Genomic DNA, 17,163 nt, shown 5'->3' on the forward strand with positions numbered 1-17,163 from the left:
TTCTATATATGTTCTTGTGCCTCGTGAGGGAAGCAGGAAATCGAGATTTTTTTGCGTTTCCGCGGGAACCACTTTTACAGTCATGCGTAATGGAGCCACGGACCGGGCCCCTCTGGCGAGCAAATGCTCGTGATGTCGGACGTATCGAACGACAGTGGGCCGAACCGATTTTCACTCACTGTCAGGTTAGATTGCGCCGGCTATGACCGGCAACAGCGGGTCCGTGTGAGAGCATTGCCCCGCTGTAAAAGTGGGAAAATACAATGAAATATATCGCATCTTTCGCTGTCGCTGCCTGTCTTGCGACCACTGCATCCGCGCAAGACTGGAAATTCGGCGACGGCGCAGCGCCCGAACGCTGGTCACTCCAGAACAGCAATTATGCCTTGTGCGATGCCGGGCTCAACCAGTCCCCCATTGATCTTGGTGCCCCCAATGCCGTGGCCGATATTGAATTGGAAACGAGCTATGGCGAGACAGAAGCAAAGCTGAGCCTTGGCAATCAGAAGATCCAACTCGATTTCCCCGCTGGTATGGGAATGGTGTCCGGCGGACTGGATTTCTCCCTTCTGCAGGTTCATTTCCATACGCCATCGGAACACGCCATAAACGGTGAACGCTTCCCGCTGGTCGGCCATTTCGTACACGCCACCGAAGACGGAAAGCTGGGCGTTCTGGGCATCATGTTCAAAGAAGGCGAAGCGAACACCGGGCTTGCCACCATCATAGATGCGCTGGACAGCGGGAGCGGTGCAGAGGTCAATCTGGATATCGAAACGATGATTCCCGATAACCTCTCTGTTTACCGCTACATGGGTTCGCTTACCACGCCCCCTTGCAGCGAAGGTGTAAACTGGCACGTTTCCAAAGACATCGTGACCGCAAGCGCGGACCAGATCGCCGCTCTGAGCAAGATTCTTGGCAGTAGCGCACGGTCGATCCAGCCCCTCGGCAATCGTCTGTTGGTTGCGCCGGCTGAATAACCCCGGATAATCACAAGCCCGACTGGGGCCTCAGGCGCACAGTCCTTGCAGGTACCAGTCGGGCAATCCGCCCTGTTTGTCATTGCCGCGTCCGTCACCGATCAGGCCGTGGCGGTAAATCCAGTAACGGCGGCCCTCGCCGTCCTCGATCCGGTAGTAATCCCGCAGGCGAACGCTGGACCTTTCACGCCACCATTCGGGGGCAATGCGTTCAGGCCCTTCGACGCGGGCGACTTCGTGCACCTGGCCGCGCCAGCGGAAACGGCGCGGATAACCATCGGGGGTGGCGTACAGAACCGTGATACGTTCTGCCTTATCCAGCATTTTCAGCGGCCTGTGATGAAAAGCTAGTTCACCTTGTGATGCAGGTTCCGGCTCCAGCGGGGGCTGCCAACGCTGCGCGCGTTCAGGAATATGGCTGGCAAACGGCACCGGTCTGGTCACTGCCCGGGAGCCAAGCCGGACTGTCAGCCGGTCCACGCAGGCGGCAAGCGAAGTGCCCTGGTTTTCAGCCGATGTCTCTATGTCACCTTGTGATAGGGCCAGCGGTTCCGCCCAGCTCGCCCGCAAACGCACGGTTTCAATCCCGAAACCGGCATCTACATCATCCAGCTTGGCCGCGAGCAGGCGGCAGATATGCGCGGCATCGCGGGTTGCAGCGGCCATTTCCAGCGCACGGACAACCACTTCTCCATCGACGCGCCATAGCCCAAGTTCCAGACGGCGTGCGCCTTTGGCCTTCCCCTCCAGTTCGCGTGACATGTCCTGCGCCAGATCGGCCAATACTTGGTCAAGCAGTTCGCGGTGCCGGATCGGCTCTGCAAGACGCCGCTGGACCAGCGGCATATGTTGCGGAATTACAGGCAGCAGCGGTTCCGGAACCTTGCCCAGCAACTGGTCCATCCGCACCAGCGGATTGGCTGCGGGGGAGCGGCGATTGCGGAACCGGCGCATGATTGCATCGCGGCCTGTGCCACCTGTCCCGCCGGCCGTAGTGATGCCCGAAAGGTCGGATAACCGTTTCAAACCAAGGCGCCTCAGAACCGTCATGACGTCATCATCAAGGCGGAGCGCGGCAACCGGCAGCTGCGACAGGCGCTGCGCGATGTCGTCATCAGGATCCAGAATTGTCAGTTCGGGGCCGTAATGTGCCAATGCCCAAGCCGCACCGGCAGTCGGCGCGATGGCAAGCCGTGCAGCCAGCTCGCGCTTGCGGAACAATGCCTGGGCATCTTCCAGCAGTCGCCGTTCCCCGCCAAAAAGATGCGCCGCAGCGGTGATATCGATCAGCAATCCGTCAGGCGGGTCCATCGCGCTCCACGGGCCCCATCGCTGTGCCCATATGGCAAGTTTTTCCAGCGCATCGATATCGCCCGCAGGATCGCTGGGGGCGACCTGTATCGACGGGCACAGCGTACGCGCGTCAGCCAGCATCATGCCCTTGCGCGCACCGGCGGCAATGGCCGCTTCGTTAACTGCATTGATGCGCGGTCCATGCGCGGTTTCAGTGATCAATGCGGTTGGCAGGGCATCGCCGCCCTCGCCCCGTTTGAGGCCGTTAGAGAGCCGCCAGCGATCGACCGACAGTCGGGCGAGCCAGACCGACAGGATACGCCGCGGCGGGCGCGCCTGCTCCTCTCTCTGTATCGTTGTCGGCGATGATTGCGGCGCTGCCGGGCCGGGTCCCAGGCCGGGCGGCTTTGAGAGACTGTCCGTCATCGTGCAAAATCCATTCTCCGGGTGGGTGGGACCGGGCACGAAACAGCTCGGCATGCCAGCTGGGTGCGCCCGGGGCGGCGGCGTTCCATCGGGGCCAGGGCGATTGGGCGGAACGCACTTCCCATCGCATCCGGGCAGAGGAAAGGTCATGCCCGGCATCGAACCGCACCAGCCATAACGGAACACCGTGTCTTTCCGCAGCCAGGCTGAGACGGCGTGAGGCAGTGAAATCGAGTGCACGCGGATTTCCCGCCAGTTCCCCGATCACGAAGGCAAGGTCGCGGCAGCGCACCCCCTCCTCCAGTGCGAACAGTGCATCTTCTGCCTTTTCCGCCAGAACGTGGATGATCCGGTGGCGCAGTTCCGCTGGCAGACCAGGGCGATAAGGCCGACCATTGGCCTTCACCGCCGCACGGTCCTGAACCCATAATATCGAGCGCTGGTCATCCCCGGCAGCCAGCGGATCTGCCTGCCGTTTGATGTGTTCGCCGCGCCATTGATCGAGTGCAAGCGACAGCGCCGCAGCCGCGCCGCTCCCCTCACGCCCCGAAGCGAAAACTTCGCTGTGATGCACGCCTGACAAGCCCGGTTTCCAGCGAGCGGAACGCTGCACGGCAAGCGCAGCGGCATCCTTCAGCAAAGGCTGCGGAATCGAAGGGGAGGTATCGTGTGGCATGCTGGAACGACTCATATGTTCTTATTATGTTCCAATCCGCAAAGACGCGCAATATCCCCGCTGAATCTTTTCCCTAGGAACAAAACACGCGCCTTTCCCGTTGAACTACCAAACGAAACAAGGAGCCCCCAATGCGATATCAAGATGGCAAAGCCGATGAACTGAAGACCAAATTCTGGAAGGCGATGGACGATTCGTCGTTTCTCTTCCTCCAGCTAGACGGCGATCCCAGCACCGCAGTTCCGATGACCGCACAGCTGGACAAAGACGCCGACAGCGCGATCTGGTTCTTCACTCAGAAGAACAGCGATTTCGCCAAGCTGGGCGCAGCCACCGCAACCTTCACCGGCGATGATCACAAGATGTTCGCCCGCTTCCACGGCAACCTCGCAGTCGAAACGTCGAAAGAACGTTTCGACCAGTTCTGGAACAACTTTGTCGAAGCATGGTACGACGGCGGCAAGGATGATCCCGACATCCTGTTCCTGCGTATGGACCTCGGCAATGCGGAGATCTGGAACGGCGACATGAGCATCCTTAACGTGGCGAAGATGGCGCTCGGCATGAACGTCCACGACGAGGCCGAAAAACAGCACGCTGAAGCTGCACTCTAAAATTCAGCACAAGCCAAAATAAAAGGGCCGCTCAATCGAGCGGCCCTTTTTGTGTTGTCCGTTCGGATCAGCCCAGCAGGCTTGGGAACAGGCCCGTTACAAGAATGATCGTGACCGCTAGCGGGCAAACCCAGGCCAGCAGGAACCGCCAAACCATGAACATGCCGTTTGAAAGGCCGGTTGTCGTTTCCAGCAAACGCCGATCCGCCCGCCAACCGATAAACAGCGACGCCAGCAAAGCGCCCAGCGGCAGCATGATCTTGCCGGTAAATCCATCCACCGTATCGAGAATGTCCGTTTCGGCAAAAATGGACCAGAAGCCCAGCGGCCTGACATCTGCCAGCACATTGTAACCCAGCAGACAGAAGACACCGATCGCGAAAGCACCGGCACCGAATATCAGCGCGGATTTGTGCCGCGACCAACCCATTTCACCCACACCCCAAGCTGTCGGAACTTCGAGCAGCGAGATCGAGCTTGTAATCGCAGCCACCAGGATAAGGATGAAGAACAGGAAACCGATCAAAGACCCGGCGGGCATCGCTTCAAACGCGAAAGGTAGCGTCTGGAACACAAGTGTCGGACCTGCTGCCGGATCAAGACCAACAGCAAATACGATCGGGAAGATCATAAGGCCTGCGAGCAAAGCGACGCCGGTGTCCGCAATCGCAATCGCAGCAGCGGTCGAGCCAAGCTTGGTCCCTTCCTGAATGTACGAACCGTAGGTGATGATCCCGGCTACACCCAGCGATAGCGAGAACAATGCCTGCCCAAGCGCCGCGTTCATCACTTCGGGGGTCAGTTTCGACCAATCGGGTGTGAAAAGAAACGCAACCGCCTCTCCCACATCACCGACAACCGCACCGTAAATGGTGATGCCGACAAGAAGCACGAAAAATGCCGGCATGAGCCATGTAGCTGCCTTTTCGATCCCGCCGCTGACGCCGCGCGCAACAGTAAAGAGGGTCGCACCCATGAATAGCAGGTGCATCGTCAGCAAAAGCCCGGGGCTCGCAAACAGGTTGCCCATACGTCCGGCGATGACTTCTTGCGATTGGCCTTGCAGCGCACCCCGGAAGGGATCGCCCGCAAGCAGAGCCTGCAGCAAGTCCATGCCGAAGACACCAACATAGTAAAGCACCCAGCCCGCAACCACGGAATAGAAGGAAACGATCAGGAAGGCGGCAAGCGCGCCCAGGCCGCCGAACAACGACCATCTGGTGGATACGCCTGACTGAGCGGCTACGTTGCGGATCGATCCAACTGCGTCCGATTGCCCAGCACGGCCAATGAAAATTTCGGCCAGCAAAAGCGGTAAGCCGAGCAGGAACACGCATCCGATATAGAACAAAACAAAGGCGCCGCCCCCGTTTTCTCCCGCCAGGGTCGGGAATCGCCACAGGTTACCAAGCCCGACGGCTGCCCCGATAGCGGCGAGAATGAATGCTGAGCGGGAAGACCAGCCTTCGCGCGGTGAAGCGGCAGTTGCGACCATAAGCTTAAATTTCCTCTCTCGGCGGCACCCCTCAGCGCCGCTTCGTCCGGGGGCTTCTGCAATGAATCAGGCCTCTAGTCGAGGCAGGAATTGCGCAAATCCCCCACTCGGCTAGAAGTGCGCCCCATGTCTACTACCTTTCAGCTCGACACTTCGACCAGCCGCGCCAACCCAACGCCGGCCCCCATGAAGCGCCTGACGGTGCCCAAAATCCGCCTGCGCAAGCAAGACGGCGTCACCGCAGAACCGCTTGTCATGCTCACGGCCTACACCGCGAGACAGGCGCAGTTGCTGGATGCGCATTGCGATATGTTGCTCGTCGGCGATTCGCTGGCGCAGGTCATTTACGGCTTGCCGTCGACCATTCCCGTCACGCTCGAGATGATGGCGAACCACGGCGCTGCGGTTGTCCGGGGCAGCTACCATTCCGTCGTAATTATCGACATGCCGTTCGGTTCGTACGAGGCATCGAAAGAGCAAGCGTTCGAAAGCGCTTCCTACCTGCTCAAACAAACAGGTGCAGCCGCGGTCAAGCTGGAAGGCGGCGAAGCAATGGCAGAAACCGTAGAGTTCCTGAACAAACGGGGTATTCCGGTCATGGGCCATGTCGGCCTGACTCCCCAAGCGGTGAATGTCCTCGGCGGATATATGGCGCGGGGCCGCAGCGACAACGAAGCGGACAAGATCGTTGCCGATGCGAAGGCGCTGGATGATGCGGGCGCTTTTGCAGTTGTCGTCGAAGGGGTCGTCGAACCCATCGCAATCGAAGTCACCAAGGCGATTTCCTGCCCGACCATCGGAATAGGTGCCTCCGCACGATGTGACGGACAGGTGTTGGTCACAGAGGATATGCTGGGAATGTTTGATCGGGTCCCCCGCTTCGTGAAGAAATACGAAGACATTGCCGGGATGATCGAGAACACGGTCAAGACATATGCAGACGAAGTCAGGGAACGCAGCTTCCCCGGCCCGGACCAGACCTACCAACCGAAGAAATAGCCCGCTCAAAGCGGAATTTGATGGATTGCCCCCGCAGCTGACGCGGGCTAGCTGCGCACGAAATTAAAACAGGGTTCCACAATGGCCACTATCAAGCGTTATTATTCCTTCGCGCTCATCTTTACACTGATCTGTCTCGGCCTTGCTGGCTGGTATGGCTGGTCGAGCACGGGCACGCTGTCGGGCACCGCGTCTTTGCTGTGGATCGTCTTCGTACTGTCGATACTCGAGATTTCGCTCAGCTTTGACAATGCGGTGGTCAACGCGTCGGTGCTGAAGGAAATGAGTGATGTCTGGCAGAAACGGTTCCTGACATGGGGGATCGCATTCGCGGTGTTCGGAATGCGCGTCGTCTTCCCGCTCGCGATTGTGGCAATCGCCGCTGGTATCGGACCGATTGAGACGATCAACCTCTCTCTCAATCAGCCTGCGGAGTACGAACGGATTGTCAGCTCAGCACATGTGGGCATCGCCGGATTTGGCGGCGCGTTTCTCGCGATGGTCGGTTTGAAATTCTTCTTCGATCTGGACAAGGACATTCACTGGATCGGCGTTGTCGAGGAAAAACTCTCCAGGTTTGCTGCCCTGCCAGCGGCAGAGATCGCTATTCTGCTTCTGGTCCTCTGGGGCATTTCAGGATTGCTCGAACCGGACGAGGCGCTGACATTCCTTATTGCCGGCATCCTTGGCCTGGTGACATTCATCGCGGTCGAGGGGATCAACGCGATCCTGGAATTGCGCGAGGAAGCAGCGCGGCTGCAAGGCGCGGTTGTGCGTAGCGGCCTAGGTGGTTTTCTCTACCTCAACGTACTCGACGCATCGTTCAGCTTTGACGGTGTTATCGGCGCGTTCGCTTTGTCGAACAACATGGTCGTGATCGCGCTCGGTCTTTCAATCGGTGCGATGTTCGTGCGTTCGATGACCATCCACCTGGTGAAGCAAGGCACGCTCGCTCAATACCGCTTCCTTGAACATGGCGCTTTCTGGGCGATCATCGTTTTGGGCGGCATCATGCTAGCCTCTGCGAAATTCCATATTCCGGAAACCATCACGGGCTTGATCGGGGCCGCGCTGATCGGTTTGTCGCTGTGGTGGTCGATACGCCACAACCGGAACGGTGCTAATGCTGGCCTTAACACTGACGGCGCGGAGCAGCCAGACGCGTAGCCAGCGGAGCGGACAAGATCAGCTGGAACAAGTGATAAAGCAGGAGCGGGACGAGGATCAGTCCTGCTTCTGCCGCCGGAAACAGGACCAACGCAAGCGGTGCGCCCATGGCCACGCTCTTGTGCGCACCAGCGAACATGAATGAAATCCGGTCGCCTCGCGTCAACCCGACCGCTCGTGAAGCCAGCCAGCTTCCGGCAAACGCGAACCCCAGCATAACACTCAGAAGAACGATCAGTACCATCCACGCAAGCGGGTCCAACTGGTGCCAGATACCTTGTTCGACAGCGCCGGAGAAGGCGACATAGACTGCAATCGCGATTGCAAGTTTATCCAGCCACGAGATGATCGTTGGCCTCTGCATCAGCAAGGGAGCCAGACGGGTCTGGAAAATCTGCCCCAAGGCGAACGGCAGCAGCAGGATCATGAAGATCTTGGTCAGGCCGCCCAGCCCCAGCTGAACGCTGTCTCCACCGCTTAACCAAGCAAAGATCGGCGCAGTGATGAAAATGCCCAGGATATTCAGCAGCGCGGCTGCAATAACCGAACTGGCCACGTTCCCCTCGGCCATTGATGTGTATGCAGTGGCAGACTGAACCGTCGAAGGCAGCGCCCCCAAATACAGCAGCCCAAGCGCAACGAGCGGCGGCAGATAGCCGTCGCCAATCGCGAACAGACCCCATCCTGCCAATGCCATAGCGGCAAAGCACCACAGCGTAAGCGGCAGCAGCATCTGCCAATTTGCAAGGCCCGCGATGACCTGTTTGCGCGACAGGCGGACCCCGTTGAGGAAAAACAGTAGAAAAATCGCAATGCTCGAAACCATCTGCGCCGCTTCGCGCTGGGCACCGGTGACGGGCAGGAACGTGGCAAGCACTATTGCTACGATCAGCAACCTGACCATGAGGTCGACACGGGATAGCACTGCGAACATGCATGCCCCCTGCCGCCAGCCCCGCTGCTTGTCTAGAAATATGGGTTGTTAGCGCGGCATCGCCTCGAGCTTCGCCTCAAGCACGCCGGCCAGATCATCAAACCCTTCCGCTTTGCGGTAAACAAGTGCCAGCGTCCGCGTGGTATCTGCGCTCATCGGCTGAAGCGCATAGGCGATTTCTGCGTATTCCAAAGCGAGCGCGATATCTTCATTCCGGCGGAGCGCAATCTCGGCACGCAGGGCGAGCAAGCTGGGATCACGGTGCCCGCCATTGCGGATCGCGTGGTCGGCCAATGCCGCTGCCGCGCCCCATCTGCCTTCGCCACCGGCGTGCATGCTCAGCAAAACGGCTGCTTCCAGATTAGAGGGGTCGCCCCTCAGATAATCTGTCAGCACTCTGGCAGAGTCCTGCGTTTGCCCCGCGGCCTCCAGCGCTTTTATGTGCTTGCGGGTCGCAGTCCACGGCCCGCGAATTCGTGCAGCCCGCTCATAGCGCTCTATCGCCTTAGGGTAATCGTGAGCCACCAGGCTGGCATCGGCAGCCATCGTGATGGCGTCGGACGAACCGGGAAACCGGTTAAGAAAATCATCGGCGGCGGCTACGGCACCGCGCCCATTTCCGGCAGTTATTCGCGCCCTGACAAGCGCAAGCGCATCCATGCCGCTTGCCGGACCGCGCGCCTCGGCCACGCCCAGCGGTGTGGCGCTGCTCACAGCCACGAGATTGCCCGAGCGCGGTCTTGCCGCCTTATCGAGATAGCGGGCGGCATCGTCGCGGCGGTCGAGCACCTCGAGCGATCGGCCTACCAAGGTGGTCAGGTATGGGGATGCGCTAGGCAGAGCGGCTACATTTTCGAAGCGATAGACAAGCTCCTTGTCATTGCCGCCCATCGCAAGCGCTCTGGCAAACAGGCTGGATACACGCCGATTGTCAGGCTGCGCGGCGGACAACCGCTCAAGCGTTTGCGCTGCGCTGGCGAAATTACCGTTCTCAAGATCTATGATGCCTGCAAGCAATTGTCCCGCAGGTGTGTCCCGGTCTTCACGGCTGCTGCGCAAAAGCATCGACTGTGCGAGCTCGAACTTCCCTGCCCGGGCAGCAAGAACAGCCTGCAGATAGTATATCTTGCGGTAGGCTGGATCGATTTTGGCAATTTTACGAACGACGGAGAGCATCTCGCTCGCGCGGCCCAGTTCGCCCAGAGTGGCTGCATAGTCATACAACAAGCCGACATCATCCGGGTTGCGCTCCAGAGCTCTCTCAAACCACGGAACAGCTGCTGCCAGCCCCTCTGCATCACGGAGCAACTGCGCACGAAACCGTAGCGCTGCGGGATTGGCCGGATCGATTTCCACCGCGTAGATGCTGGCCTCGACCGCCTCCGCCTGCTCTCCCCCACGGTAACGCAAACGCCCGATATCGACCCACAGTTCAGGATTTTCCCGTTTGACTGCCAGGGCTTTGTCGAAAGCCTGACCTGCGGCCGGCAGGTTACCCGCCGCCATTTCCAGTTTGGCGAGCATGTGGAACCCGTGGCCCACGCTTTCATCGGTGAAGTCGCCCGGCTCCAGCCATTTGCGTGCCTCGGCCAGCTCTCCCTGCTGCAATTCAGCCTCGCCCAGATAAGCGGCGACCTCAGGACGCGGCGCTCCCGAAGCAAGCAGGTCGCGCAGTATCAGTTCAGCACCCAGTCCGTCGCCATCGGCCAGGGCCTGTTTGGCTTGCTGGATTGGCGGGTCATCTGCTTCGGGCGCGGAGCAGCCTGCCGCCGTAAAAATCAGCGCGGCAGCAAAAACCAGAGATGGTAAGTTTTCACCCCTGAAGATCATACTGTTTCAGCAGATCATAAAGCGTGGGCCGGCTGATGCCGAGTATCTTTGCCGTGCTGGAAATATTGCCTTCGGTTCGCGCCAAGGCATGCCGAATAACCTTGCGATCAGCCTGTTCCCGCGCGCTCTTCAGGTTGAGAACCTCAGCAGCCTCGTCGGCGTCTGCCTCAAGATCCAGATCGATTGCTGAGACCAGCTTTTCATCAGCCATGATAACCGCACGCTTGACCCGGTTCTCCAGTTCTCTGACGTTCCCTGGCCAATTCCAGCTGTCGATCGCTGCCAGCGCGTCGGGCGCAAAGCCTTTCACCTGCGGGTTCATCTCCGCAGAGAATCTGTTCAGAAATGCCTTGGCGAGCAATATGGCATCACCGGGTCTTTCAGACAGAGCCGGTATCTTGATGACGATCTCTGCGAGGCGATAGAACAGATCCTCACGAAAGCGCCCTTCACCAATCATTGCCTCCAGGTTCTGGTGCGTCGCGCACACGATCCGCGTATCAACCTCGATCGGCTTGCGTCCGCCGATCCGTTCGATTGTGCGTTCCTGCAAAAACCGAAGCAATTTCACCTGCAACGGCAATGGAATGTCGCCAACCTCGTCCAGAAACAGCGTGCCGCCATGGGCCTGTTCGATCTTGCCCTCGGTCGTTTTGACCGCCCCGGTGAAGGCGCCTTTTTCATGGCCGAACAATTCGCTTTCAAGCAAGTTTTCCGGGATCGCCGCACAATTGATCGCAACAAACGATCCCCCGCTCCGGTCGCTTGCCTCATGGAGACCCTTCGCCAGCAATTCCTTGCCTGTTCCGCTCGCGCCCAGCAGCATGACCGAGACATTGGTTTTGGCGACACGTTCGATTGTCCGTGCGACCTTCACCATTTCGGGTGCTGACGTAATCATCGCCCCCAGGACGGTCTTGTCCTCACCCACCTTATCCGCCAGGCGGCGATTTTCATTCTCGATCTTGTGCAAGTTCAATGCGCGGCGAACGATCAATCCCAGCGCTTCGATATCGACCGGCTTCTGATAGAAATCGTACGCACCGTGCTCGATCGCTTTCAGCGCGCTTTCCCTCGCCCCGTGGCCGGATGCAACAATGACCTTGGTCTCCGGTTTAAGCGCCATGATCGCGTCAAGCACTGCAAACCCTTCCGTCGTACCGTCGGGGTCCGGCGGCAATCCGAGATCAAGAGTGACAACGCCTGGTTCCTCTGCCCTCAAAGCAGCGATGGCGCTTTCACGGTCGCCCACGATCGTTACGTCGAAATCTTCGTAAGCCCATTTCAACTGGGCCTGCAGCCCCTCGTCGTCTTCGACAATCAGCAGCTTTGGAAGCGGGGGTGATTTTTCTTGCGCCATTATGCGACCTCGGCGTTTTTGAGTGAATGAGTTTCAGATAGATAACCTGCGACTGCGGATAGCGGGAATGAGGCCGTGAAACGGGTTCCAAGCCCTTCCCGCGATTCCACGTCGAGCCGGCCGCCCATCGCACGAATGATTTCGCGCGCCTCGAAGGCACCGATACCGAAACCTCCGTTCTTCGATGATACAAACGGCTTGAACAAACCGTTTCGGATGAAATCCGGGCTCATGCCGCTGCCGCTGTCGACAACTTCAATGCACCCGCGAACACCGTCGCAGTACAGATCGAGATAGACCGGAGTGTCGGTGTCGCTCGCCTCAATCGCATTGTGCACGATATGAACCAGCGCCTGTTCGACCCCTTCCGCATCCGCCAGCACCTGGCTGTCGTCATTGCGGATCATGGATACTGGGTGCTGCCCTTCATATTGGGCGATGATCCTTTGCGCGATGTCGAGAAGACTGGTTGGTTCCCGCTTCTTGTCACCGCCGGCACCGTAACGGTTCAGGCGGGCCAGTAGCGTGTTGAGCTTGTCCGCGCTGTTACGCAGCGTGACGAGCATATCGGCGCGAAATTCCGGGTTCTCTGCGTGTTTCTCGGCATTGCGCGCAAGCAGCGAGAGCTGACTGGCGAGATTCTTGATGTCATGCATCACGAAGGCAATCCGCCGGTTGAACTCGTCGAAGCGGGCGGATTCCATCAAGGCCTGCTGACCGGATTGTTCGGCCAGATAACTTGCCAGCTGCTGACCGACCACGCCCAGCAGATCGAAATCTTCCCAATCGAGCCGTCTCGGAGCGGCAGGGCGCGCCAAGACGATGACCCCGGTCAAGCGGTCGAAATGGAGCAACGGGACAATCGCCCACACGTTCTCTTCCTCGCGAATCCACTGGGGTATCATCGCACTTTCGCCATGCTGATCTCGCCCGGCCCTCACATCATCTACGTCGAGAATGAAACCGTTCGATTCGAACAGGTCGACCAATACCTGCGGGATCGGTCCGGCAGGGACTTCGATGTCGTTCCAGTTCCAGGCAGCAGCCAGTTCGAGCGCGGCAGTCTCCCCCGGCATCAGCAACAGACCAGACGGGCTGTCCGTGATGTCCGCCATGGCCTGTATCACGCGCTCCTGCAGCGGACGCGATGCATCGTCACCCTGGCTAACGGTGCGGGTGAAACGAAGCCATTCAGCACGGTAATCATAGCGGTGCTGGAACAGATGTTTGACTGCGGTCACCTTTACCCATCCGCGCAGCCGCTGCGAGGGCAACCAGAGCAAGGCAACGATGGACGCCGCGAAGGTGAAACCGACCTGCGTCAGCCGACCGATGCCGCCATCCAGCATCGCCAGCGACTGGGCAATCACCACCATCAGCAAGAGGTAACTTGCGATGATCAGCAGCGAGAGAGATTGGAAGGTGACGCTGCGCGAAGGACGGATGCGGATATCAGCAGCGCTGCGTTTCGAGCCAATTGCAAGCGGGATCGCAATACAGGCAATCAACAATCCGCGAACGGCGTCCAGTTCCGCAGGATAGTCCCTGCTGAGATAGGCGACAGTATAGAAATTGAGTTCAAACCCCCAGAAAACCGCGAGCGCGGCTGCGCTCCACCGCAATACCGGCCTGACGCCTTTCACCGCGCCGACATACAAATTGTGCAGCAATACCAGTGCGCCCACCGCCGCCATGATCCGGAACATACTCATGAGCTGGAACGTCAGCGCGGCAAGCTGGTCGGTGATGGCAAAACGGATTGCGACCACCAGCAACGCCAGCTGGAGCAGTTCTACGAACGCAAGCACCGCGACGACAGGACGGATCGGGCGAAGCGATTCGTGGCGCCCGTCATTCGCGAACAGGCGGTAGACGACAAACAGCCATCCCAGATTCCTTACAACCTCGGCGATGTTCGCTGGCAGACTGTCCGCCCCGATTGAGGCGATGATTACGCACCAGAGCGTCGAGAGACCAAGAGCGCCGATCACCGCCATACGGTCCGACCGGTCCCGGTCACCGCGTGTCAGTATCCACACAGCTGCTACGACACAGGTACCCGCGCCGATCAGCCCGAAAAGGAAGCTTGCAAGGGACCACATGGCCGGCATCAACGTGCACCCTCCGGCCACAGCACGACACGCAATGTCTGAAGCATGATCAGCAGATCCAGAAACGGCGTATAGTTCTTCGCGTAATAGAGATCATATTCCAGCTTGTGCCGGGCATCCTCTATCGATGCGCCATATGGATAATTGATCTGGGCCCATCCGGTGATCCCAGGTTTAACCATATGGCGTTCCGCATAATATGGCAGTTTCTGTTCCAGATCGCCGACGAATTTGGGCACTTCTGGACGCGGACCTACAAAGCTCATTTCGCCTTTCAAGACGCTCCAGGTCTGGGGCAATTCATCGATCCGAACTTTACGAATGAAGCGGCCCAGTCTCGTGACCCGGGGGTCGTCCTTCTCCGCCCATTTCACACCGTCCTTCTCCGCATCGGTCCGCATCGAGCGCAACTTGATGACGTCGAAATGCTGTCCGTACAGCCCGACGCGGGGCTGACGGAAAAACGCCGGCCCTTTGCTGTCGAGTTTCACCAGCAGCGCGAACAAAGCGATGATCGGAAAGGTGATGAGCAGCAGGAGTGAGCTTGCGGTGATATCGAAAATGCGTTTCGCCGCGCTCGAAATCGCGCGCCCGGACGAGAAACCATCGGAGAAAATCAGCCAGCTCGGGTTGACTGAATCCAGGTCAACACGGCCAGTCTCGCGTTCCACGAAACTGCTGAAATCATTGATATGGACGCCCATTGTCTTCATCCGGAGAAGATCTTTGAGCGGGAGTGCATTGCGCCGTTCCTCCAGCGCCAGAACAACCTCGCTAGCGCCCAGATTTTCGACAAATCGACCCAGATCATGAACAGCAGCGCGCGGGATCGCCTCTTCGATAACCTGAGCGCCCTCGTTCATCCCGATAAATGATACTATCGCGAACCCGCAGCCTGGATCTTCTCCCAGCTTCTTGAGCCGCATCGCACGGTCACCTGCGCCCAGCACCATGACGCGGCGACGGAATGCAGAATTGCCGAGAAATCCACCAATCAGAAGACGATTGGCGATCAGCAGTCCGACAGAAATGACCATCGCATACAGCAAAGTGGACCGCCAGAATGTTGATCCAGGCAACACGAAATCGATGAAAGAGAGCGCGATCACGCTCAGGCTGACTGCAACCAGCAGGCGTGCGCTGGCAAACCGCATGGAGCGAAGCGCGTCGCTTCCGTACACACCGACAGAAATCATCGCGACCCAAACGGTCACAACGAAGCCAGCCAGCGTAAACCACCGGTCGGACATCGGCCCCACCAGACTGCCGATTTGCGAGGCACGGACAAGCCACGCGATCTCAGCACTTGCGAGAAGCAAGGCGATGTCGAACAGCGCCAGCAGCATAACTGCGTTGGGAATGTAATGTTTAAACAGGCGGATCATTTGCCCCGGTCCGGTCATCCTTCAATGGATCACCCGGATAACCGGAAGTTGTGAAATGTCGGTAAACTTTACACTGGGCAAATTTTCCCCGGACCGCAGCGGACTTGAAAGGTTAACTCAGTCTTAATCGTTGCCGGTAAGGTCCCTGGCCACATCCTCCGCAGCGTCGCCAGCTTTCTGCGCTGCTTCACCAACGTCATTGGCTGCGCCCGCGATGGCATTGTCTCGCGCGATTTCGGCATCACTTACCTGTGCGAACACGACAAATGCGATAACGGCCACAATTGCCAGGATTGCGAGAAGAACCCAGGTCTTGGATCCGCCGCCTGACGGCTCTCTATCGCGGACAATCGTGGTTTCCGTGTGCGTGTTGCCGTCAATTGTCTCTGTTCGCGTAATTCGTTCTTCGGACATGTTTTGTCTCCGTAATTATGACCGAACAACACTGGGGCTGCGTGAAAGTTTCCCACCCTGCGAAATCCGATGGTTAATTCGGGCCGAACTGAAACGGGGTAACGCCGCGCGATATCGGGTCGAATTGTAGCAATGCTCCCCGCGGGGGAAGTGAACGCTGGCGGCACGCGGGGCGGTGACAGCGCGCGCATCCCGGGCCGATTTCCTGCGCCGCATTCTGCTCAAGATCGATGCCTCGGGCCTGCGCGAGATTGGCGGCAAGCCGTGCTTCGATACCAAGTACCACGACAAAACGCGCCTCTTCGCTCGCTCCGCTACCCTCGACCGTACGGGCAACGGTGAACCAGTTCGCTGGCGCTGCATCCGAACCTTCGACCGTGACCGATTGACGGCACAATTCGCCGGCGCGTTCGAATGCCTTGTTGGCGATCCACAGCGGGCAGCTGCTTTCGCTTTCAAGGATGGTGGTCGCGCTGGCGCCGGAAAACCGCTTGGAAAACTGCCCTGCTCGGTCGATGCGCGCCATGAAGAATGGCAGACCGCGCTGGCCGACGCGTTGTAGCGTAGTCAAACGATGCGCCAATTGTTCGAAGCTGACCCCAAATCGCCGCTGCAGGACCGGCAGGTCATAATTCGTTGCATCGCAGGCGCGCAGAAAACGGGAATATGGCATCAGCAACGCGGCCGCGAAATATCCGACCAGATGACGTTCAAAAAGTCTGCGCGCCGCCTCATCAGCAAATTTGGACCCGGCCGCGATGCTGGTTATCTCCGCAGAGCGTTCCAATTGGGCAATTTGCATGGCGACCTGAAAATTCCGGGAGGCTTGAGACAGCATCTCGGATAGCTGCAACTGACGCGCATGCAGATCGAGCCTGCGCAGCGCGTCTGGCAAAACCTCCCTTGGCAAAATTCGGACTGCCAACTGGTGCTTCTCCCGCAAGCGTTCGCCAAGTGCGACCCCGATATCGCTTCGTGAGAGGCGGAGCTCATCCGACAATTCCTCTGCCATGGTATCCAGATCGGCAAAGTGATTGCGCCAACGCTCTATCTCTAGCCGCGACTGGATCAGCGGATCGTCAGCTTCCCGCGCTCCGGATCCTGCCGTGTCATACAGACGTGCAAAGGCCGCTGCCGCATGCGGTGCTGCCGCTAGGAATTCTGCAATTTCGTCGCGGTCGATGCCAAATTCGGAAAACCGTTCATCGGCAAAGCGGCGGGAAAGACCGTCGACGCCGCCGATCGCTTCGTCTTCGCGCAGGCTGCGCGGATCGAAGTCGAACTGATCCACGACCTGCACGATTACTCGTGCCGAAAGCGGCCGCTGGTTGCGTTCGATCAGATTCAGATAGCTAGCGGAGATAGACAGGCGGGCCGCCATCGCCGCCTGCGTCAGACCTTCCTTCTTCCGCAGCCGCCGCATGGCCGGCCCCGCAAACAGCGCACCTTCAGACATATTGTAACTTTCTTTACAAC

General features: G+C 58.8%; 14 protein-coding genes. 4 read left to right on the top strand and 10 right to left on the bottom strand.

The features are described 5' to 3' along the window. Positions 1-263 precede the first annotated feature (263 nt). The gene (locus GRI43_RS05055) at positions 264-983 is read left to right on the top strand and encodes a carbonic anhydrase (RefSeq protein ID WP_160729963.1); all 720 of its coding nucleotides are present in this window, start codon (positions 264-266) and stop codon (positions 981-983) included. Between the two features lie 30 nt (positions 984-1,013). On the opposite strand, the gene GRI43_RS05060 is transcribed toward GRI43_RS05055, so the two are convergent. Both GRI43_RS05060 and GRI43_RS13945 read right to left on the bottom strand, forming a co-directional pair. Further along, the gene (locus GRI43_RS05060; protein WP_235903678.1) at positions 1,014-2,591 is read right to left on the bottom strand and encodes a DNA polymerase Y family protein; all 1,578 of its coding nucleotides are present in this window, start codon (positions 2,589-2,591) and stop codon (positions 1,014-1,016) included. Beyond that, the gene (locus GRI43_RS13945) at positions 2,542-3,378 is read right to left on the bottom strand and encodes a hypothetical protein (RefSeq protein ID WP_235903610.1); all 837 of its coding nucleotides are present in this window, start codon (positions 3,376-3,378) and stop codon (positions 2,542-2,544) included. The genes GRI43_RS05060 and GRI43_RS13945 overlap by 50 nt, the downstream gene beginning before the upstream one ends. Positions 3,379-3,509: 131 nt before the next feature. Between GRI43_RS13945 and GRI43_RS05070 the strand changes: the two genes are divergently transcribed. After that, complete coding sequence (locus tag GRI43_RS05070) at positions 3,510-3,992, top strand: pyridoxamine 5'-phosphate oxidase family protein (protein WP_160729965.1); 483 nt, start codon at positions 3,510-3,512, stop codon at positions 3,990-3,992. 67 nt (positions 3,993-4,059) lie between these two features. Here GRI43_RS05070 and GRI43_RS05075 read toward each other — a convergent pair whose 3' ends face one another. Continuing rightward, positions 4,060-5,487 carry a sodium-dependent transporter gene (locus GRI43_RS05075; RefSeq protein ID WP_160729966.1) on the bottom strand — a complete coding sequence of 476 codons (1,428 nt, stop codon included), beginning with the start codon at positions 5,485-5,487 and terminating at the stop codon, positions 4,060-4,062. A gap of 126 nt (positions 5,488-5,613) precedes the next feature. Here GRI43_RS05075 and panB point away from each other — a divergent pair, with 126 nt between their 5' ends. Continuing rightward, the gene (panB, locus tag GRI43_RS05080) at positions 5,614-6,486 is read left to right on the top strand and encodes a 3-methyl-2-oxobutanoate hydroxymethyltransferase (RefSeq protein WP_160729967.1); all 873 of its coding nucleotides are present in this window, start codon (positions 5,614-5,616) and stop codon (positions 6,484-6,486) included. Positions 6,487-6,567: 81 nt separating this feature from the next. After that, the gene (locus tag GRI43_RS05085) at positions 6,568-7,653 is read left to right on the top strand and encodes a DUF475 domain-containing protein (RefSeq protein WP_202391592.1); all 1,086 of its coding nucleotides are present in this window, start codon (positions 6,568-6,570) and stop codon (positions 7,651-7,653) included. Here GRI43_RS05085 and GRI43_RS05090 read toward each other — a convergent pair. The 7 genes from GRI43_RS05090 to GRI43_RS05120 form a co-directional block, all read right to left on the bottom strand. Beyond that, positions 7,619-8,587 (bottom strand): bile acid:sodium symporter family protein, encoded by a 969-nt coding sequence (locus GRI43_RS05090; RefSeq protein WP_160729968.1) that lies wholly within the window; start codon positions 8,585-8,587, stop codon positions 7,619-7,621. The genes GRI43_RS05085 and GRI43_RS05090 overlap by 35 nt on opposite strands. Before the next feature lie 48 nt (positions 8,588-8,635). Further along, entirely contained in the window at positions 8,636-10,417 is a 1,782-nt protein-coding gene (locus GRI43_RS05095) for a tetratricopeptide repeat protein (RefSeq protein WP_160729969.1), read from the bottom strand. Further along, the gene (prsR, locus tag GRI43_RS05100; protein WP_160729970.1) at positions 10,401-11,777 is read right to left on the bottom strand and encodes a PEP-CTERM-box response regulator transcription factor; all 1,377 of its coding nucleotides are present in this window, start codon (positions 11,775-11,777) and stop codon (positions 10,401-10,403) included. The genes GRI43_RS05095 and prsR overlap by 17 nt, the downstream gene beginning before the upstream one ends. Beyond that, positions 11,777-13,879: an XrtA/PEP-CTERM system histidine kinase PrsK gene (prsK, locus tag GRI43_RS05105; RefSeq protein ID WP_160729971.1), complete on the bottom strand. Its 2,103-nt coding sequence runs from the start codon at positions 13,877-13,879 to the stop codon at positions 11,777-11,779. Before prsK ends, prsR begins: the two co-directional genes overlap by 1 nt. A gap of 8 nt (positions 13,880-13,887) precedes the next feature. Beyond that, the gene (locus GRI43_RS05110) at positions 13,888-15,273 is read right to left on the bottom strand and encodes a TIGR03013 family XrtA/PEP-CTERM system glycosyltransferase (protein ID WP_160729972.1); all 1,386 of its coding nucleotides are present in this window, start codon (positions 15,271-15,273) and stop codon (positions 13,888-13,890) included. 123 nt (positions 15,274-15,396) lie between these two features. Continuing rightward, positions 15,397-15,687, bottom strand: a complete 291-nt coding sequence (locus tag GRI43_RS05115; RefSeq protein ID WP_160729973.1) for a hypothetical protein — start codon at positions 15,685-15,687, stop codon at positions 15,397-15,399. A 73-nt stretch (positions 15,688-15,760) separates the two neighbouring features. Then, positions 15,761-17,143, bottom strand: a complete 1,383-nt coding sequence (locus GRI43_RS05120) for a helix-turn-helix domain-containing protein (protein WP_160729974.1) — start codon at positions 17,141-17,143, stop codon at positions 15,761-15,763. Positions 17,144-17,163 lie beyond the last annotated feature (20 nt).

Origin of the sequence: Pontixanthobacter luteolus, from assembly GCF_009828095.1 — a bacterium.
In the GTDB taxonomy this organism is placed as follows: Bacteria; Pseudomonadota; Alphaproteobacteria; order Sphingomonadales; family Sphingomonadaceae; genus Pontixanthobacter; species Pontixanthobacter luteolus.

Excerpts from the sequence above, each read along its gene's own strand:
- GRI43_RS05095 (WP_160729969.1), bottom strand. The coding sequence starts at position 10,417 with ATGATCTTCAGGGGTGAAAACTTACCATCTCTGGTTTTTGCTGCCGCG.
- panB (WP_160729967.1), top strand. The coding sequence starts at position 5,614 with ATGTCTACTACCTTTCAGCTCGACACTTCGACCAGCCGCGCCAACCCA.
- GRI43_RS05110 (WP_160729972.1), bottom strand. The coding sequence starts at position 15,273 with ATGATCCGCCTGTTTAAACATTACATTCCCAACGCAGTTATGCTGCTG.
- GRI43_RS05090 (WP_160729968.1), bottom strand. The coding sequence starts at position 8,587 with ATGTTCGCAGTGCTATCCCGTGTCGACCTCATGGTCAGGTTGCTGATC.
- prsK (WP_160729971.1), bottom strand. The coding sequence starts at position 13,879 with ATGTGGTCCCTTGCAAGCTTCCTTTTCGGGCTGATCGGCGCGGGTACC.
- GRI43_RS05120 (WP_160729974.1), bottom strand. The coding sequence starts at position 17,143 with ATGTCTGAAGGTGCGCTGTTTGCGGGGCCGGCCATGCGGCGGCTGCGG.
- GRI43_RS05085 (WP_202391592.1), top strand. The coding sequence starts at position 6,568 with ATGGCCACTATCAAGCGTTATTATTCCTTCGCGCTCATCTTTACACTG.
- GRI43_RS05070 (WP_160729965.1), top strand. The coding sequence starts at position 3,510 with ATGCGATATCAAGATGGCAAAGCCGATGAACTGAAGACCAAATTCTGG.
- GRI43_RS05055 (WP_160729963.1), top strand. The coding sequence starts at position 264 with ATGAAATATATCGCATCTTTCGCTGTCGCTGCCTGTCTTGCGACCACT.
- GRI43_RS05075 (WP_160729966.1), bottom strand. The coding sequence starts at position 5,487 with ATGGTCGCAACTGCCGCTTCACCGCGCGAAGGCTGGTCTTCCCGCTCA.
- GRI43_RS05115 (WP_160729973.1), bottom strand. The coding sequence starts at position 15,687 with ATGTCCGAAGAACGAATTACGCGAACAGAGACAATTGACGGCAACACG.
- GRI43_RS13945 (WP_235903610.1), bottom strand. The coding sequence starts at position 3,378 with ATGCCACACGATACCTCCCCTTCGATTCCGCAGCCTTTGCTGAAGGAT.
- prsR (WP_160729970.1), bottom strand. The coding sequence starts at position 11,777 with ATGGCGCAAGAAAAATCACCCCCGCTTCCAAAGCTGCTGATTGTCGAA.